The organism is Nonomuraea lactucae (assembly GCF_003313395.1).
Taxonomy (GTDB): domain Bacteria; phylum Actinomycetota; class Actinomycetes; order Streptosporangiales; family Streptosporangiaceae; genus Nonomuraea; species Nonomuraea lactucae.
On the sequence record NZ_QNFZ01000010.1, the window covers coordinates 16,302 to 33,217 of the forward strand.

The 16,916-nt window shown below is 69.0% G+C and carries 19 protein-coding genes and 2 pseudogenes; 11 read left to right on the plus strand and 10 right to left on the minus strand.

Annotated features, from left to right (window positions below):
- The first annotated feature begins 42 nt into the window (after nucleotides 1-42).
- The 4 genes and pseudogenes from DQW85_RS00500 to DQW85_RS47480 all read left to right on the plus strand — a co-directional run bounded on the left by DQW85_RS00500 (nucleotide 43) and on the right by DQW85_RS47480 (nucleotide 3,930).
- A complete protein-coding gene (locus DQW85_RS00500; RefSeq protein ID WP_113698516.1) occupies nucleotides 43-651 on the plus strand; it encodes a hypothetical protein in 609 nt (202 codons plus the stop codon).
- Between the two features lie 254 nt (nucleotides 652-905).
- Complete coding sequence (locus DQW85_RS45470) at nucleotides 906-2,489, plus strand: DUF4158 domain-containing protein (RefSeq protein WP_205314759.1); 1,584 nt, start codon at nucleotides 906-908, stop codon at nucleotides 2,487-2,489.
- 154 nt (nucleotides 2,490-2,643) lie between these two features.
- Nucleotides 2,644-3,346, plus strand: a pseudogene (locus tag DQW85_RS47475) (Tn3 family transposase).
- A 50-nt stretch (nucleotides 3,347-3,396) separates the two neighbouring features.
- Nucleotides 3,397-3,930, plus strand: a complete 534-nt coding sequence (locus DQW85_RS47480) for a Tn3 family transposase (RefSeq protein WP_275888153.1) — start codon at nucleotides 3,397-3,399, stop codon at nucleotides 3,928-3,930.
- Between the two features lie 102 nt (nucleotides 3,931-4,032).
- On the opposite strand, the gene DQW85_RS00510 is transcribed toward DQW85_RS47480, so the two are convergent.
- Together DQW85_RS00510 and DQW85_RS00515 are read right to left on the minus strand one after the other, a co-directional pair.
- Entirely contained in the window at nucleotides 4,033-4,695 is a 663-nt protein-coding gene (locus DQW85_RS00510) for an LLM class flavin-dependent oxidoreductase (RefSeq protein ID WP_113698517.1), read from the minus strand.
- Nucleotides 4,692-5,606: an NmrA/HSCARG family protein gene (locus DQW85_RS00515; protein ID WP_205314762.1), complete on the minus strand. Its 915-nt coding sequence runs from the start codon at nucleotides 5,604-5,606 to the stop codon at nucleotides 4,692-4,694. The genes DQW85_RS00510 and DQW85_RS00515 overlap by 4 nt, the downstream gene beginning before the upstream one ends.
- Before the next feature lie 157 nt (nucleotides 5,607-5,763).
- Here DQW85_RS00515 and DQW85_RS00520 point away from each other — a divergent pair, with 157 nt between their 5' ends.
- Together DQW85_RS00520 and DQW85_RS43955 are read left to right on the plus strand one after the other, a co-directional pair.
- Complete coding sequence (locus tag DQW85_RS00520; protein ID WP_113698543.1) at nucleotides 5,764-6,339, plus strand: TetR/AcrR family transcriptional regulator; 576 nt, start codon at nucleotides 5,764-5,766, stop codon at nucleotides 6,337-6,339.
- A gap of 124 nt (nucleotides 6,340-6,463) precedes the next feature.
- Nucleotides 6,464-6,631 (plus strand): hypothetical protein, encoded by a 168-nt coding sequence (locus DQW85_RS43955; RefSeq protein ID WP_162794612.1) that lies wholly within the window; start codon nucleotides 6,464-6,466, stop codon nucleotides 6,629-6,631.
- Nucleotides 6,632-6,718: 87 nt separating this feature from the next.
- On the opposite strand, the gene DQW85_RS43960 is transcribed toward DQW85_RS43955, so the two are convergent.
- The 4 genes from DQW85_RS43960 to DQW85_RS00535 all read right to left on the minus strand — a co-directional run bounded on the left by DQW85_RS43960 (nucleotide 6,719) and on the right by DQW85_RS00535 (nucleotide 8,425).
- Nucleotides 6,719-7,003, minus strand: coding sequence for a hypothetical protein (locus DQW85_RS43960; protein ID WP_162794613.1), 285 nt, complete (start codon nucleotides 7,001-7,003; stop codon nucleotides 6,719-6,721).
- Between the two features lie 465 nt (nucleotides 7,004-7,468).
- A complete protein-coding gene (locus tag DQW85_RS48015; RefSeq protein WP_420819130.1) occupies nucleotides 7,469-7,732 on the minus strand; it encodes a site-specific integrase in 264 nt (87 codons plus the stop codon).
- Nucleotides 7,678-7,830 carry a hypothetical protein gene (locus tag DQW85_RS46325; RefSeq protein WP_240196828.1) on the minus strand — a complete coding sequence of 51 codons (153 nt, stop codon included), beginning with the start codon at nucleotides 7,828-7,830 and terminating at the stop codon, nucleotides 7,678-7,680. Before DQW85_RS46325 ends, DQW85_RS48015 begins: the two co-directional genes overlap by 55 nt.
- A gap of 100 nt (nucleotides 7,831-7,930) precedes the next feature.
- Complete coding sequence (locus tag DQW85_RS00535; protein WP_113698519.1) at nucleotides 7,931-8,425, minus strand: MarR family winged helix-turn-helix transcriptional regulator; 495 nt, start codon at nucleotides 8,423-8,425, stop codon at nucleotides 7,931-7,933.
- A 79-nt stretch (nucleotides 8,426-8,504) separates the two neighbouring features.
- Between DQW85_RS00535 and wrbA the strand changes: the two genes are divergently transcribed.
- From wrbA to DQW85_RS00555, 3 genes are all read left to right on the plus strand, one after another.
- Complete coding sequence (gene wrbA / locus DQW85_RS00540; RefSeq protein WP_113698520.1) at nucleotides 8,505-9,185, plus strand: NAD(P)H:quinone oxidoreductase; 681 nt, start codon at nucleotides 8,505-8,507, stop codon at nucleotides 9,183-9,185.
- 25 nt (nucleotides 9,186-9,210) lie between these two features.
- A complete protein-coding gene (locus DQW85_RS00545) occupies nucleotides 9,211-10,635 on the plus strand; it encodes an MFS transporter (protein ID WP_113698521.1) in 1,425 nt (474 codons plus the stop codon).
- A 687-nt stretch (nucleotides 10,636-11,322) separates the two neighbouring features.
- On the plus strand, nucleotides 11,323-11,859 hold the full coding sequence (locus DQW85_RS00555) for a hemerythrin domain-containing protein (protein ID WP_113698522.1): 537 nt from the start codon (nucleotides 11,323-11,325) through the stop codon (nucleotides 11,857-11,859).
- A gap of 98 nt (nucleotides 11,860-11,957) precedes the next feature.
- On the opposite strand, the gene DQW85_RS00560 is transcribed toward DQW85_RS00555, so the two are convergent.
- The gene (locus tag DQW85_RS00560) at nucleotides 11,958-12,302 is read right to left on the minus strand and encodes a hypothetical protein (RefSeq protein ID WP_162794614.1); all 345 of its coding nucleotides are present in this window, start codon (nucleotides 12,300-12,302) and stop codon (nucleotides 11,958-11,960) included.
- Nucleotides 12,303-12,397: 95 nt separating this feature from the next.
- On the opposite strand from DQW85_RS00560, the gene DQW85_RS43965 reads away from it, so the two are divergent.
- Nucleotides 12,398-12,556 carry a hypothetical protein gene (locus tag DQW85_RS43965; RefSeq protein WP_162794615.1) on the plus strand — a complete coding sequence of 53 codons (159 nt, stop codon included), beginning with the start codon at nucleotides 12,398-12,400 and terminating at the stop codon, nucleotides 12,554-12,556.
- A 4-nt stretch (nucleotides 12,557-12,560) separates the two neighbouring features.
- Nucleotides 12,561-13,205, plus strand: coding sequence for a hypothetical protein (locus DQW85_RS00565; protein WP_113698524.1), 645 nt, complete (start codon nucleotides 12,561-12,563; stop codon nucleotides 13,203-13,205).
- Nucleotides 13,206-13,373: 168 nt separating this feature from the next.
- Here the strand turns inward: DQW85_RS00565 and DQW85_RS00575 are convergent.
- From DQW85_RS00575 to DQW85_RS00585, 3 genes and pseudogenes are all read right to left on the minus strand, one after another.
- A pseudogene (locus DQW85_RS00575) lies at nucleotides 13,374-14,086 on the minus strand (Tn3 family transposase).
- A 494-nt stretch (nucleotides 14,087-14,580) separates the two neighbouring features.
- Nucleotides 14,581-15,327: a hypothetical protein gene (locus tag DQW85_RS00580; protein WP_162794616.1), complete on the minus strand. Its 747-nt coding sequence runs from the start codon at nucleotides 15,325-15,327 to the stop codon at nucleotides 14,581-14,583.
- Nucleotides 15,328-15,411: 84 nt separating this feature from the next.
- Nucleotides 15,412-16,896, minus strand: coding sequence for an amidohydrolase family protein (locus tag DQW85_RS00585; RefSeq protein ID WP_240196829.1), 1,485 nt, complete (start codon nucleotides 16,894-16,896; stop codon nucleotides 15,412-15,414).
- Nucleotides 16,897-16,916 lie beyond the last annotated feature (20 nt).

Genomic DNA, 16,916 nt, shown 5'->3' on the forward strand with positions numbered 1-16,916 from the left:
CTACCAAAGTGATATCACTTTTTCGACGCCTGTGGAAGGCCGGTGGCGCTGCAAGAGCTCGGCTTCACTCTCGATGAAGTCGTCGATGCCCTGACCGCGCATGATCAGGGCGGGGCCACCTGCGACAGCGAGCGCTGGCGGCTGGCAGTGGACCGGCTGGCCACCAAGGTCTGTCGGGTGGAGATGTCGCCGGATCGGCTGCGCGGTGCGCTGCCGGCGCGCTGTCGCGAAGACAGGATCGAGCCGCCGAAGACGACCCGGATTGAACGCGTGCTGGGCGCGGCCGAGGCGATGTTCGAGCGGAACTTCACCGCCACGACCGTGGAGCGCTTGTCGCTTGGGTCGGTCGGCAAGCTGGAAGAGCTGATCGTCGCCGAAGCTGCCCCGGCAGGTGCCCCGGCCGGTGCCCCGGTCGTCGCCGGCGGGGACGCTTCGGAAAGGGGACGGGCAGACTCAGGTCGCCAGTGGCGGCCGGCGCGCTTCAGCCTGGGCGAGCGGCCGTTGATCTCGCCGACATGCTGCGGAAGCGGGCGATGTGTCATGTCCCTCCCGAGCTTGGGCGGCTGTCAGGGCAGCCGGGAGATCCCGGCGGCCCGCGTCGTCGATCTTGGCGTGCAGTCCGATCACGAGGGTGTCCAGGTGCGGGGCTGAGCGCGTCGATCAGGCAGGGCGGTGGCCCTGCCCGAGGTTGGCGATGGCCGGTAGGAGCACCGAAGTCACGCGGATGCGGGCGGCCCCTTGGACCGCCCGCATCGTCACGGGGCCGGGATCAGTTCTCCCAGAGGTAGCTGACCCGGACGCGCAGGTTCGGGGGCGGCCGGAATACGCCGGAAAGGGGCCGCGGGGTTGATGGCTGATCATTAGGGTTGGCGGCGTCTTGTTGGCCGCGTCTGCGGGGGTTGGCTGTGACCTCGGTCGATCGGACGGCGTATCCACGATTTGGCCGCGTGGTGTCGGGGCGGGAGCTATCTGAGGCGTTCACGCCTACGGATGCCGAGGCGGAGTGGGCGCGGACCAAGACGCAGGATCAGCAGCATCTGCTGGCCCTGGTGGTGTGGTTGAAGTCCTACCAGCGGCTGGGGTACTTCCCGAAGGTTGAGGATGCGCCGCTGCTGGTGGTGCGGCATGTAAGGGACATTCTGGGACTCGGCGAGGACGTAGCGCTGAAGCGTGCGGCGGTTCGGTCGGCCAAGCGGCATCGGGAGTTCGTCCGCAAGCGGATGAAGGTCGTCTATGACGGGGCTGGGGTCCGGAAGGTCGCCGAGGAGGCGATTCGCAGGGCGGTCCTGACGAAGGACAATCCCGCCGACTTGATCAACGTGGCGTTGGAGGAGTTGGTTCGGGCGCGCTGTGAGCTGCCGGGCTACACCACGCTGGATGCGATGGCCTCGACGATTCGCACTGAGGTCAACAACGGCTTCTACCAGAGCGTCGCTGGGCGGCTCGGTGCTGGGGCCAAGGCCAGGCTGGCGCGGATGCTGGTGGTGGATCCGATCAGTCGGCGCAGTGAGTTCGACCGTTTGAAGGATGTGGCGCAGGCCGCGTCGCTGGGCAAGTTCAAGCAGCGCCTGGAGCTGCTGGAGGGGATCGACGCGATCGGGCCGACCGAGGTGTGGCTGGATGGCGTACCGCCAGGGAAGATCGCTCATTTCGCTGGGGAAGCGCGGGTCACCTACGTTGCCGACATGAAGAAGATCACCAATGAGGAAAAGCGGCTGACGCTGATTGTGTGTTTTGTGCATGCGGTCCGGACCAGTGTCCGCGATGACGTGGTGACGATGTTCTGCAAGCGGATGGCCGCGATCCACAAGAAGGGGCGCGAGCGCCTGGACGCCCTGCGGGAGGCGCATCGGGCCGAATCGGAGCGGCTGTTGGGCGTCTTCGGCGACGTCCTGTCCATGGTTCGCGAGGCCACCGCCCCTGAGGAGGAGGCGTCGGCCGAGAGCAACGGTGATGCCTCGGTCGAGGGCCTAGCGCCGGACACGCGTGAGGTGGCGGAGCGGGCCGGCCGGTGGGTGCTCAAGACGCTGGAGAAGGCAGGGGGGGTAGAGACGGTGGCCGCGGCGCATGAGGCGGTGTCGGCCCATCACGGCAACAATTACCTGCCGCTGCTGGAGCAGTACTACGGGCCCCACCGTGCGGCGCTGTTCACGCTGGTGAACGCGATTACGCTGGAGTCGACCAGCGCCGACCGCAGCGTCATTGACGCCGTGGAGTTCCTGCGGGCGCTGCGTGGCGCGAAGGTTTGTGCCGGAGCGGCTGATGGTCGAGCGGGTGGGCGCGGACGGGCAACCGGTCACGGTGACGCTGTCGATCGACATCGACGGCTTCGCCTCGGCGATGTGGAAGAAGATCCTGCGGGACAAGCACAAGCCGGGGTGCGTGTTCTCGAACCTGGCGGCGGAGCTGCGGTCTGGGGACATCGCGGTGGCGGGGCCGGAGTCCTACGCCAACCTGCACGAACAGCTGATGTCCTGGCAGGAGTGTGAGCCGCTGGTGACCCGGTTCTGCGAGGAGGCCGGGATCCCGTCCGAGCCGTCGCAGCTGACCGCCTTCTTCCGCGACAAGCTTGCCGCCCTCGCGCAGAGCGTCGATGCCGGGTATTCCTCCAACACCGATCTGGTGCTGGAGGGTGTCTGTCCGATGCTCAAGCGTCGCAAGGGCGTCGAGCGTCGGCCGGAGGCGCTCGAGTTGGAGGCTGCGGTCCATGACCGGCTGCCGCAGCGGGCGCTGCTGGACATCCTCACGCGCACCGCCTATCTGCTGGGCTGGCACCATCACTTCGGTCCGGCCTCCGGCTCGGATCCGAAGATCAAAGAGGCCTTGGCTCGCTACGTGCTGACGGTGTTCGCGCATGGTACGCTCCTCGGCCCGTCCCAGGTCGCGGCACACATGCGCGGCAAGGTCAGTCTCACTGGCAGGCAACAAGCACGCCACCGCCGGCAAGATTGAGAAAGCGTCGGCCACGGTCATCAACGCCTTCAGCAAGTTGGACGTGGCCGGCGTGTGGGGCGACGGGAAGACCGTCGCCGCGGACGGCTCGCAGATCGACACGTGGGAGAACAATCTCCTCGCGGAAACGTCCATCCGGTACGGGGGCTACGGAGGCATCGCCTACCGGCATATCTCTAACACCTACGTCGCCCTGTTCAGCCACTTCATCCCGTGCGGGGTGTGGGAGGCGGTCTACATCATCGAGGGCCTGCTGAAGAATACCTCCGACGTCCAGCCCGATACCATCCGCGCCGACACCCAAGGCCAGTCGCTGCCGGTCTTCGGCCTGGCCGCGCTCCTGGGGTTCGACTTGCTCCCTCGCATCCGCAACTGGCACGACCTGATCTTCTAGGGGACGAGGCGGTCGACTGGGACCTGATCGAAGCCCATTGGACGGACCTGCTGCGCACCGCGATCTCCATCCGGGAGAACAGGATGTCCTCGGTCACGCTGCTGCGCCGGCTGGGCAACCACTCCCGCAAGAACCGCCTGTACCGGGCATTCAGGGAGCTCGGCCGGGCGATCCGCACCATTACGCTGCTGCGCTATCTGTCCGAGCCGCAGCTGCGGGAGCAAATCACCAAGGTCACCAACCGGAACGAGGCCTTCCACGGTTTCGCCGACTGGCTGATGTTCGGCGGCAAGCTCATCGGCCACAACGACCCCGACTACCAGGAGAAGGTCATCAAATTCAACGAGTTGCTCGCCAACTGCGTCATGTACTCAACAGCCCTGGACATCACCGACGCCGCCAACGACATCGCCGCCGAGGGACAACCTGTCGATCTGGGCGACCTGGCGACCGTTTCCCCCTACATCACCCACACCGTCCGCCGGTTCGGGAACTGGACCCTCAACCTCAGCCCTCCGGAGGACACTCCCAACACCCGGTTGGACCTGGAACCACGAGTGTTGTTCGCAGCGGCTCTGGCCTGATCCCCGTTCTAAATGTGGGCACGATGACGGACCGGCACGTCCTAGCCTGTTCCTGGATCGGGGTTGATCAGGAGCGATGTCCTCGGGCCCGCCGGTCCCAGGTCACGCAGCAGCGCGAGCCGGTTGGGCAGGGCGGCCGCCGCGTGGGCCCGGGCCAGCTCGGCCGTGCGAGCGCGGGATGAGTCCAGGACGACGAGCTGGGTGACCGCCAGCAGCGCTTGCGGCCCGAGCAGGCTTCTGGCCCGGCGAGTGTGCTCGACCGGCATGCCCAGCGGGTGGGCGCCGCAGGCGCGTTCGGCGGCGAGCTGGAGCATCTTCGGGCCCAGCGGCCGGGACGCTGGGCGGTGCGGGGATCGGCGGGCCGAACGGGGCGGCATCCATCGCGTCCAGGTAGGCGCGCATGGTCGCCACCGGCGGGCCGAAGCGATGGCCGCGCACGTCGGTGACCAGGGCGGGGTGGCTGACGCCGAGGCCGAGCAGGAACCGCCCGGGGAAGGCCTCGGCAAGGGTGCGCTGCGCAGCCGCGGCGCTGACCGCGTCGCGGGCGTAGATGCTGGCGGTGCCGGTGGCGATGACCGTCTGCCGGGTGGCCGACAGCAGCAGGGCGGCCTGGGTCATCGCCTCGCGGCCGGTCGTCTCGGGAAACCACAGGGCCGGATAGCCGAGGTCGTCGATGGCGGCGGCGGCCTGACGCAAGGCGAGGGCGGGATAGCGGTCCATCTCGCCCGCCCAGATGCCGACCCGGCCGAGGTCGAGCGCGTTCATCGGTCCTGCTCGGCAGTGTCCTGGGCGGCCAGGAAACCGGCGATCTGGGCCGCTCCGGTCCGCTGCAGCCAGGTGCGCAGGTCCATCAGGCCGGGGTGCAGCGCGCGGGTGAAGGCGACGTCGGCGCGGTAGCCGCGTTCGTTGAGCCAGGTGTAGGCGTAGGCGAATTCCGCGCCGAGCTGAGCGATCGCCTCGATCGGGATCTGGACGTAGGGCAGCGGCCGGCCGACGCCCTCGGAGATGGCGGCGGCGATCTGGCGTGGGGTCAGTTCGTCCCCGGCCAGGTCGACCGCGCGGCCGATCCACTCGCCCGGCTGGGCGAAGGCCAGCGCGGCGAAGGCGCCGACGTCGTCGACGGCCATGATCTGCTGGGGCACGTCGGCGGCGAACGCGGTGGCCACGGTGCCGTCGTGCAGGTGGTAGGAGCCGGTGTAGTTCTCCATGAAGGAGACCGGGCGCAGGAAGGTCGCGGGCAGGCCCAGGCGGGTGATGTGCTGTTCGATCCGCCACTTGTTGATGGTGTTGCTCGGCAGTTTCTCGGTGTTGTGGCGGCCGGCGCCGGCGAGCGAGGCGTAGACCAGGTGGCGCACGCCGGCGGCGTGGGCCGCGTCGGCGACGTTGCGGCCCCAGCGGACCTCGTCCTCGGCCGTGAAGCCCGCCGGGGTGCCCGGGGAGCCGACGGTGGGTTGCACGCTGAACAGGCCGTAGGCGCCTTCGGCGGCGGCGATGAGTGAGGCGAGGTTGTCCATCTCGGCGCGGGCGAGTTCGGCGCCCGCCTGCGCCAGCGCGCGCGCCGCTGCGGCGTCCGGATCGCGCGTCACCGCCCGTACCTGCCAGCCGTCGGCGAGCAGTTGTGCTGTCACGGCCCGGCCCTGCAGGCCGGTCGCCCCCACCACCACGATGGTCTTCACGATGTGTCTCCAGATCGTAGGCATGCGGCGGCCACCCGCTTAACTGGGGTGGCCCTCCGGTTCTGGGTGAGTACGATATGGAGGGCCACCCCGTTTTTGCAAGCCCGCCGGAGAACACATGCCGCCCGACAGCCGTACGACCTCGCCCACGCGTCCGATGCGCGCGGACGCACGCCGCAACTACGACCGCATCCTGGCCGCAGCCGCCGAGGCCATCGCCGAGCACGGAGCCGAGGCGTCCCTGGAGGAGATCGCCCGGCGCGCGGGCGTCGGCTCGGCCACGCTGCACCGCCACTTCCCCTCCCGGCAGCGACTGCTGGAGGCCGTCTTCCGGGACAAGGTCGAGGCCCTGTGCGCCACTGCCGCCGACCTGGCCGCCGACCCCGACCCCGGACAGGCGCTGGCGACCTGGCTGGGAGCCATCGCCAGGCACGCCGTGTCCAACCGGGGCCTGGCCGCCTCGCTGATGCGGGGAGCCCACGAGGGCGATCCGACCCTGGGCGCCACCTGCCACACGATGATTACCAATGCCGGGGCGGACTTGCTGGCCCGCGCATGCCGGGCGAACGCCGCACGGCCCGATGTCTCGATCACGGACCTGCTCAAACTTGTCAACGCCATCTGCCTGGCCGTTGAGCAGGAACCCGACGGCGTGGCCCAGGCCGACCGGCTGCTCACCCTTGCGCTCGCCGGAGTGCACCCTGCAGGAGCAACGGGGGGCCGGAAGATGTGACACAGAAGATGAATTATCTGTCACACCGGCGACCGCCGGATTCTGTCCCCCCAGCTCGGCCTCCGCCGCGCCGCGGGCGACTCGGCAACATTATGTGTCACATCCACGTGCAGGAGGACGGCCCGTGCCCGTCGTGGCGTTCCCCAGCCCACCCGACCCCACCGGCTCAACGACCGCCGCAGCGGTCGAGCGCTTCCTGGAGTCCCGCACCGCGGCCACCACCCGCGCCGGCTACGCCGAGACCCTCACCTCAGCGCTATCACCGGCCCGAGCCATCCCGTCGCCGAACTGACCCCGGAGCAGTACGCCGCGGTGATGGACCGCTGGAACACCGCGACCGCGGCCACCTGGAACCGGCATCTATCCACCCTGGTCTCCTTCACCACCTGGGGCCCAGCGCCAGGAACTGCTCGTCACCAACCCGGCCCGGCGCCTGGAGCGCCGCAACAGCGCCCGCCGCGGCGACCGCGCCATCCCGCGCACCCGACTGGAGACACTCTTCACTGACCCCGCCCACGCGCTGCGCGAAAGAGTCCTGTGGCGGCTCCTGTACGACACCGCCGCCCGCGCCGAGGAAATCCTCACCCTCAACATCGAAGACCTCGACCTGGAGTTCCGCCGCGCCCGCGTCACCAGCAACGGGGACGCCATCGAGTACGTGCACTGGGCCACTCCCCACCGCCCGCATCCTGCCCCGCCTGCTGGCCGGCGGCACCGCCGGGCCGGTGTTCCTGGCCGACCGGCGCGCCCCTGCCTCCGGCTCTCGCGCACCCGCGGCCGCCGACATCTGCCCCCTCACCGGGCGGGGCCGGCTGTCCTATCCACGCGCCGAGTACCTGTTCAAGACCGCCTCCGCCAAGCTCGACCCGCACCGCCAGGGGTGGACGTTGCATCAGCTTCGCCACAGTGCGCTGCAGCATCTCGCCCAGGCCGGGCGTACCGCCCCGGAGTTGCAGGCCAAGAGCCCGCCACCAGCACCTGGCCAGCCTCGGCCGCTATGTGCGCTTGGGCGAGGAGACCTCTGCGCGCATCACCGCCGAAGCAGACCCCGCCCAACGTCGCCGAACCCGTTGACCCTGGACCACCTTGCAGGGACGGTCGCGCCTACTGCCGAACCCGCTGACTGCGACTACAGCAGCTCACGGCCCCTTTCTGGCGTATTCCGGCCGCCCCCGTGCAGGAGGTCGTGGCGGACGGCCCATTTGGCGAAGGAGGCGACGGCGGCGCGCTTGCGCTTGCGGGTGGCTGGCGACAGGTCGGCGAGCTCGGCCAGGTAGGTGCGGATCGGCGCGGCGGTCAGCTCGGCGATGTCCTCGCCGTGGTGGGCGGCGAAGGCGATCAGGTCACCGCGGTAGGCGCGCCGGGTGTGCGCGGAGGCGCCAGCGTTGGCCAGGTCGGTGAAAAGTCGTCGAGGTGGCGGGCGAGCGGGTGGGCGAGGCCGAGTTGCTCGGCGATGACCGGATCCACCGTGTCGACCTCCCTGATCCGCAAGGTTGCCAGATAACCGGGAAATGAAGCGTGCCTGCCGGGCGGCGCCCGTCCAGCTCGTGCCTGGTACGTGATCGCTATCTTGCCAGATAACAACGGTTATCTAGGAAGCCTTGCTGGGTGAGCGCACGGCGCTAGACCGTGCCAGCGCCGCCTGGGTGGTGGGGCGCCTGGTGTCCACGTTGTCGGTCAAGGTTTTGAGGATGCCGGGGAGTTCTGCCACCGTTTCGGCGGGCAGGCCGCCCACGGTCTCCTCCGCCAGAGCGCACCAAAGCTGCTTGACCTGGTCGGCCAGAGCTTTGCCGCTGTCGGTGAGTTCGACGATGCTGGCGCGCTTGTCGGAGGGGGCGGGTGTGCGGCGGATGTGGCCGCCGGCTTCGAGCTTGCGGGTCATGAGCGTGACGCTGGGCGGCTCGCAACCGAGCGCCTCGCTGAGCTGTGCCTGGATCATCGGGCCGGTCCGGTCGAGCTGGAGCAGGAGCGCCTCCTGACCGGTGTGCAGGCCGAGCGGGGCCAGCAGTGATGCGGCCCTGGCCCGGTGGCGCAGGCTCAACAGGCGGATGGCCTGGTTGAGGGCGTCGGCGTGTTCGAAGTCCATGGGCTTCTCCTTGACACATTGGTTATGCACATAACTATTATGCACGTAACCAATCTTACTCGACAATGAGGAGCCGGGCATGACCGTGAAGGTCGCCGTCATCTACTACAGCGCGACAGGCAGCGTGCACGCGCTCGCGCAGGCCGTCGCCGAGGGCGCCGCCTCGGCCGGGGCCGAGGTGCGGCTGCGGCGGGTCGCCGAGCTGGCTCCCGACAGCGCGATTGACCAGAACCCGCTGTGGCGGCAGCACGCCAATGCCGCCGGGTCGATCCCCGAGGCCTCGATCGATGACCTGGCGTGGGCCGATGCATTCGCGTTCGGGACGCCGACGCGGTTCGGCGCTCCTGCCGCGCAGCTCAAGCAGTTCATCGACCAGGCCGGCGGGTTGTGGCACGAAGGCGGATTGGCCGACAAGCCGGTCACGGCCTTCACCTCGGCATTCAACCGGCACGGCGGCAGCGAGGCCACCATCTTGTCGCTGGGCAACGTCTTTTACCACTGGGGGGCGCTGATCGTCCCGCCTGGATTCACCGATCCGGCCGTGTACGCCGCCGGTGGCAACCCCTATGGCACCTCGCATGTGACCGGCCCGACCGGAGACGGCCCGGACGCCGCGGTGCTGGAAGCGGCCAGGTACCAGGGGCAGCGGTTGGCCCGGATCACAATCCGGCTGCTGGGAAGCGGGCGCGTCACTGATGCCGCCGCGGGCAAGGGGAACGCCCGCGAAGCCCTGGCCGCTACGGCCTCCCGGACCGTGTGAGCGGCGGGTTGGCCGGGAGTGAGTCATGACGACCAACATCGAGACGCAGCGGGCCAGGCCGCACACCGGGCCCGCCTGGTTGGTCCTGGCGTTGGCGTGTGCCTGCCAGTTCATGGTGATCCTGGATTCGTCCATCGTGAACGTGGCCCTGCCCTCGGTCCGCGAGGACCTCGGCTTTACACCCACCGGCCTGGCCTGGGTGGTGAACGGCTACCTGCTCACCTTCGCCGGCTTGATGCTGCTGGGTGGCCGCGCCGCCGACCTGTACGGCCCGCGCCGGATGCTGGCCGCCGGGCTGTTGTTGTTCTCCGCCTCGAGTCTGGTCGGCGGCCTGGCAACCGCTCCGGAGGTCCTGGTGGCGGCCCGCCTCGCGCAGGGCATCGGAGCCGCCATGATGGCCCCGGGGACGCTGGCCGTGATCAACACCAGCTTCACCGAGCCGAACGCGCGTGCCAAGGCATTCGGCGCATGGTCCGCCGCGGGCGGTGTGGGCGGGCTGGCCGGCGCGATCGCGGGCGGCGCCATCACCACCGGCCTGTCGTGGCGGTGGGTCTTCCTCATCAACGTGCCCATCGGCGCGGTGCTGATCGTCGCGGCGATAATGTCGCTGGCTGGCACGCGAAGCAGCTGGCGAGAGTCGCTCGACTTCACGGGCGCGGTCGCCGGGACGGCGGGGCTGGCCGCGCTGATCTACGGGGTCATGCAGAGCGCCGATCACGGCTGGTCGTCCGGGCTGGTCATCGGGCCAGTCGTGGCGGGCCTGCTCCTGCTCGTCGTCTTCACCGCGGTGGAGGCGCGCTTCGCCACCCAGCCGATAGTGCCGCTGCGGCTGTTCAAGATCCGGGGGGTGGCGGTCGGTAACGGCATGCTGCTGCTGTTCGGCGGAGTCGCCATCGCGATGTGGTACTTCACGTCGCTCTTCCTGCAGAACGTCCTCGGCTACAGCGCGCTTCAAGCCGGGCTCGGGCAGACACCCGCGGCGGTGATGTTCATGGTGATCGCGCGGTGGGCCGCCGTCCTGCTGCCGCGCACCGGCGTGCGGCCTCTGTTGCTGTCCGGCAGCGCTTGTTTCCTGGCCGGATTCGGCTGGCTCTCCCTGGCTCATGCCGGCAGCGGTTATGTCACCAGCGTGCTCGGGCCTACGCTGCTCATCGCGGTCGGCATCGGGCTGACCTTCCCCACTCTCATGGCCGTGGCGACCGCTGACGCTCCCGAGGGCGATGCGGGGATCATCGGCGGCCTGGCCCAAACCGCCAGCCAGGCGGGCGGGTCGATCGGCCTGGCGGTGCTCGCGACGGCTGCCGGCGCCAGAGCTGCGTCGGAGGCCGGCGAGGGCTCCCCGGCCGCCGCCCTCGCCGCCGGATATGGCCTGGTCTTCCTCATGGCGGCCGGGCTCGGCCTGGCCATCGCGGTGGTCAGCTTGCTGCTGCCGCGGCACCGGCGCGGCTGACCGCCGACGACGCCGCGTGCTCACTCGCCGCACCCCTGTGTCCGCGTACGACCTCACGTGGCGGTGCAGGTGAACCGTCCTGGGTTTAGTTCCAACTTCTCTTGGAGGATGGAGCTATGCCACGTCACTTCCCGCCGGAGTTTCGGCAGCGCGCGTTGCGGCTGCTGGGCGAGTCCCGGGAGAACCACGAGTCGGAGTACGAGGCGATCAAGGCAGTAGCGTCGAGGCCGGAAATCCGGATGGAACGAAAACGTACGCCAAGCCCGTTCGCCCAGGCCGTGGCGGGTTCACAGGCGGGGTCTGCGGGAGGTGCTAGCGTACGTTTCCGTTCCAAGGCCGTATCTGGCCAGGGCACAGCCGGACCGAGCACCTCAGTCTCCCCTCCCACGGCGAGCTTGACGGGCGGCCGCCGCTGCTGCTCGCGGTGGGCTCGAAAGAAGTGCTTCTCGACGACGCGCGGCGCCTCGCCGAAGCCGTCTCCGCCGCCGGAGGAAACGTCTATCTCGACATCTACGACAGTGTGCCCCAGCCTTACACGCCACCGTCCTCCCTATCGCCACCACCCTGCTCCGCCGCATCGCAGAGTGGATCAACCAAGCACCCCTCGCACAGGACCAGACATGATGATCACCCTGGCTCTGAATCACGCGTCCACGCCCCCAAGGCGTCACCCATCCGGAGGAGAGCATGAATGCACGTTCCGAGGCGGGCAGCCGCCTCACCGCCCTGGGCACACAGTTGCTCGAAGTGCATGTCTGGCTCCGCGAGATGCTGGAAGACCTCCAGGACAGCGTCGACGACTACTTCGACGGCAAGGGGCTTCCGCCACGGGACCTCCGTGCCCACTGCCTTTCCTTCTGCACGGCGTTGACGCGCCACCACACCGGCGAGGACAAGGGCGCGTTCCCGGCGATCGCCGAGGAGTTCCCCGAGCTGCGCAAGGTGCTCTCCGACCTGCGCACCGACCATAACCAGCTGGACTGGCTGCTGGGGAATCTGCAGAAACTGCTCGAGTCCCTCCCGGAGAAACCGGACCCGGCCACGGCCTCTAAGGTGCGCGAGGAGGTGGACGCGCTGTCGGCGATCATGCAGACGCACTTCATCTATGAGGAGAAGAAGCTGATCTCCGTACTCAACTCGATGGACGTGCCCGAGTGGCGCGAGAGCCGGCCCGACTTCCTGCTGATCGACGACGAGGACGGAGCTCGGACTTCTTCTCCGTGAGGTTCCACACCAGGAGAACGGCGACCGCGGACCGCCGCGCGGCTCCTCATGCTCCAGTGATGCGCCCATGACGATCGGCAGACTTCCGGCTGCTGCCGCTACCGGTGGCGGTCGAGCGCGTCGCCGTGGCCCCTCAGATCGCCGCCCAGCCTGGCCATCTGATCGGCGTGATCGCTCAACGCTGCGGAGTGCTCCGCCAACGCCGCCGTCTGGGCCGCCGCCAGGTCATGGCCGTGACGCAGCTCGTGGTAGATCGCCTGGAGCATCGACAGCTGCGCATCAGCCAGCAGCTCGCCGGCACTCCGATCGGCCAGCTCAGCCGCGGTCTTGTTCTCGTAGCCGATGCTGCCGTAGGCCTGCCCGGCGAACTGGTAGAACATCTCGGCCGTGGCCCTGTCGCTTTCGGGCTGGCCGTCAGGGGCGGGGGTCTGGGAGGCGTCCACGAGCACGACGGTAACCCGAATGGCTCTGGCCGCCCCCAGGGCTCAAGTGCCGGGCGCGAAGCTGGCGGCCGCGACGACGCCGTCGACCTCAGTTCATGGGGCTGACGATCTCCGAAACGCAGCGGCGCCCCGGGACGGCGCCGGAGGCTGTTGCCGTGTCAATAAGCGATACCGCAGATCAACGGCACGGCGACGGTGCGGAACTTGTAGCCGACGAGGCCTTCACGGCCGCCGGCTATATCGAGGATCTCTGACCCGGTGCCCTCGCACGAGGCCGCGCACTACGGTGCTGGCATGGTGATGCGGTTGCTGCTGGAGCCCTTGCCCGCGTCGTGGCCGGCACCGGCACCCCCGCGACCGACGGGACTGCGCGGCCTGCTCACCCGGCTGCAGGAGATGGCCGACGCGGTGCGGCGGCCAGGCAACCTCGATGACCTCAAAGGGCACCTACGGCGGGCAGCCGCGCAGGCGATCGTGCGGGAGGCCTACTACCGGACCGTGGGCGAGCAGGAGGACGAACAGCGCAGGACCTCCGCCTTCGCCGAAGCGTGGAAGAGCCACCTGGCCGCGCTGCTGGCCCAAGACACGGTGAAGCTCTCGGGCCGGTCACCGACCACCGCCGCCGGTCGCGACACCGACCTGGCGTGGAAGCTGTATGACGCCGCCAGCCGCATCAGAGCGGACGCGATCACGCACGCCACCGCCACGCCCAGCAAGCGTGAATTCTCCCGCTCGTCAACCCTCTGGTATGCGTTTGCGATCGCCGCGGGGAACGACTATCCGACGCTCGGGGAAGTCCGCTACGCGATTTGCGAGCCCTGCGGCGTCGGCCTGCTGAGAAAGATCGACGGCGCTGACCTGGTACACCACCGGCCAGTACGAGTCCGCCCAGAGCTTCTATGAGCGCTACCGGAAAGACAGCAGCAGCCCCTGGACCGCCAAGCAGTGCCCCTGCCCACACTTTCGAGGACTTGATCAGGCGAGCCAAGGACAGCCCGCCTGACGAAGGGCCTTGGCCCGGGCCTGATGCGCGCCGTCCTGCCAGGCGGGCGCGCACCGGCCCCTACCCGATCATGAAGCTAGTTCGGGCTGCCCGCCTCCGGTCGGCCGGGTCATCGCCGGCGTCAGCCGCGGGTACAGATCGCTTTCGCCGCTCTCGACCCGGTACAGCTTGACCTTGTTGATCTGCTTGATGCGTGGCAGCAGGTCAAAGCCCAGCAGCCGGGTCACGCCGAACCCGATCTCGGTCTGGCCGTGGGAGTCGACATAGTTGCCCTCGACCTTCATGGTGGTGCCGTGCCAGACCGCGCCCTCGATCATCGCGTGCACTCCGAGGCCGAGGCGCGCAGAGTCTGGGAGCGCACCACCATCGACCCGCGCTCGATGTGCCAGTAGATGAGGATGCCGCGACCGCCGTACCGCGAATGCCACTCAGTGAAAATATTCTGATCGTAGGCGCGCACATGCGTGGAGTCGGAGGCGACCGTGGTCGTGCCCTCGCCCCACAGCTCCACGTCCCGGGCGGTGAAGGTGGCGTTCGCGATGGCGATCGCGATGTCCTGGGCGATCTGCGGGGTCAGGTAGCGGCGCCGCACGTAGCGGATGTCGTCCTCACTGTGGGCGTGGCCACCGGAGGCCACGGCCCGGATCCCGGTGTTGGTGCCATATCCGAAGATCGTGAGCATCAGCCGCTCGGCCAGGACCTCGGGCTTGAGGCTGGAGGTGCCCGCCACCGAGGTGACCGCCTTCAGGCAGCCGGTGCGCAGCACCGCCTCCTTCAGCATGTCGATCAGCGGTACCGAACCCCAGCGGCGGCTCGGAGATCGCCAACCAGTCCAGCTTCGGCAGCGCGGTATCGAACGCCTCCAGCTCGGCGCGCATCTCGGCCTTCAACTCGGCGATGAAGTCCTTCGGGTCCAGCGGCTTGCGCAGCTCAGCGTAGTTCTCCACGCGCCGGGCGGCGAAATCCTTGGGCAGGTCCTCCTCCGGGTCACGGAAGGAATGAGCGCCGACCACCCAGATCTCCTTGCACCGCAGGGCCTCGCGCAGCGCCTGGAAGGTGACGATCTCATACACCATCCGCACCACCCGCCGCCGCCCGCGCTTGTCCTTCTTGAACACCAGGTCCTCCCACTCACCAGCGGTGCCGCGGTGCTCGGGCACCACCTCGCCGCGCGGGTAGTAGGTGGCGTTGCCCGCCTTGGCGTAGCGGCGGATCAACTTCAGCGCCTCGATCACCGTCTGGAAGGCGGTGTTGTTGCTCTTGAACTCCAGGGTGTCAAGCAGCGCGATCAGACCGCGCCGGTAGTGGTTGGTGTGAGGCGCGCAGCGTGGTCTGCACCGTGGTTCGGTAGGCCGGGCCCTTGGTCTTGAACTCGTGCACCAGATCCCGCAGCGTCTGCTCGCCGCCGCTGACAGCCGGGAAGATGACCTGGCGGACCGAATCGTCGGGCTGACCGAGCGCGGCGTCGGCGACCTTGAACAGGATGTTCTCCTTGCCGGTCACCCGCTTGAACGCGTTGATCAGCTCTTTGGTCACCTTGCTGTCGGCCCGCGCCTTGATCCGATGCACCGTGGCAATCAGCAGCTCCACCAGCGCGTCAGTGATCTCCCGCTCCCGCTCCTGGACCAGCGCCGCCAGCAGCAGCACCGTCAGCTCGCGCGGATGCGTGCGCATGTGGGAGGGCGCTTCCACCGCCGCCCGTGCCCGCCAAGCGGCCAGCACCTTGGGCGCCACGTCGGCGAACAACCCGGCCGGCAGCTCGATCGAGCGCCCCGCCGCCAGCTTGCGGATCTCGGTCATCATCGACTCCAGGCTCACGTTGCCCGGCGCGGACTTGATCAACGCCAGGAGGCTGGAGTCGATGTCGTCATCGTCCTCGGCAGGCGCCCCGCCCATAGGTTCCTGACGGTCACCGGCCCCCTCGTTCACCGCGCGGCTCGCATCTTCGATGCCGACCAGCGCGTAGATCCGCTGCGTGGTCTCGGGACTCGACCGGGAGGCGATCCGCTTTCTTACCGGCACCCCGTGTAGCGCTGGGCCGCTCGCCACGAGCCTCGTCGGAACGACCGTCGGGTCCTGTCAGGACGTACAGATCTGCAGCGCCGGTCAGGACCGGCGGTTGCCGAAGCCGGAGGCGCGCAGGACGCGGTCGCGTGAGGCGCGCACGTCCTCGCGCAGGGCGGCCAGGTCGACGTCGAGGACGGTGCCGGCCCACTTGCGAATCTGGCCGGCGATGAAGACGGCGTCGATGTTGCCCGCATCGCTGCCGAGGACGAGGGTGCCGATGGGGTCGTTGAGCGGCATGTTGTTGAGGTCTTCGGCGCGGACGACGAGCAGGTCGGCCTGCTTGCCGGGGGTGAGGGAGCCGGTCACGTCACCCAGGCCGATGCTTTTGGCGCCCTGCAGGGTGGCGAAGTCGAGCACGTCGTGCACGCCGATCCGGTTGGGCTGATCGCCGGTGCCGTAGGTGGCGTTGACGGCGCGCATGCGCTGGATGGCGTGCAGGGCGCGCATCTGCGTGAACATGTCGCTGGCAAGCGCCACTTCGACGTCGATGCTCAGGCCGGGCCGGATGCCGACGGCGAGCGCCTCGTCGATGGCGGGGATCGCGCTTTCCAGGCCGATCTGCGCATCCGAGGTGGGGGCGAGCGCGACGTTGGCGCCGCTGTCGGCCATCGCCTGCCATGCCTGGGGGGTCAGGCCGGTGCAGTGGATGAGGGAGACTGCCGGGCCGAGCAGATCCTTCTTGGCCCATCCGAGGATGGCCTCGGATGAGGGATGGCCGAAGACGGCGTCGATGCTGACTCCGATCCCCAGCTCGCGGGCGGTGTGGGCGAGGCGTTCGCCGTAGGCGAGGTCGGGGCCGGCGATCTCGCCGGTGGCGAGGGTGGCCAGGCGCAGGGTGAGCAGTCCACCGCTGGAGAAGTAGGTGTCCTGCAAGCGGGTCAGGTCGGCGGGCCATTGGCCGTCCCAGTCGCCGAAGTGCGGGCGCATCGAGGCGTGCACGCCGCGGATGCCGGTGTCGGCCAGCGCCCGGATGGCGGCGTCGGAGTGGGCGGCGGTGCGGGAGTTGTGGGAGAAGTCCAGCATGGTGGTGATGCCGCCGTCGATGGCGGTCAGCGCGGCCAGCCGGGTGCCGATGTACATGTCCTGTGGATGGTAGGCGGGTGCGATGCCGGCCAGGGTGGAGGTGACGTACTGGCCGAGGTCGTTGACGTCCGGCATGATGCGGCGCAGTTGCGCCTCCCAGGCGTGGCGGTGGGTGTCGACGAAGCCGGGGGCCAGGACGGCGCCGGTGACGTCGATGACCAAGGCGTCGCCGGCCTGCAGGTCCGGGCCGACGGCGGCGATCCGGTCGCCTTCGATGAGCAGGTCGGCGCGGGGCAGGACGCCGAGCGCGGGGTCCATGGTGACGATGGCGGCTCCGGTGAGCAGGATGCGGCGGCCGGAGCTGTGGCGGCGCAGCTCGTCCAGGGTGGCGTTCATGGTGTTTCCTTCAGCGTGGTCGTGGGTGAGGTCTTGCCACTTGGTCATGCGGTGCCGCAGATCCACGGTGGCGGCGTTGGTGGAGAAGGTGCCGAGAATCCGCAAGTCGGCTGCTCACAGGAGCC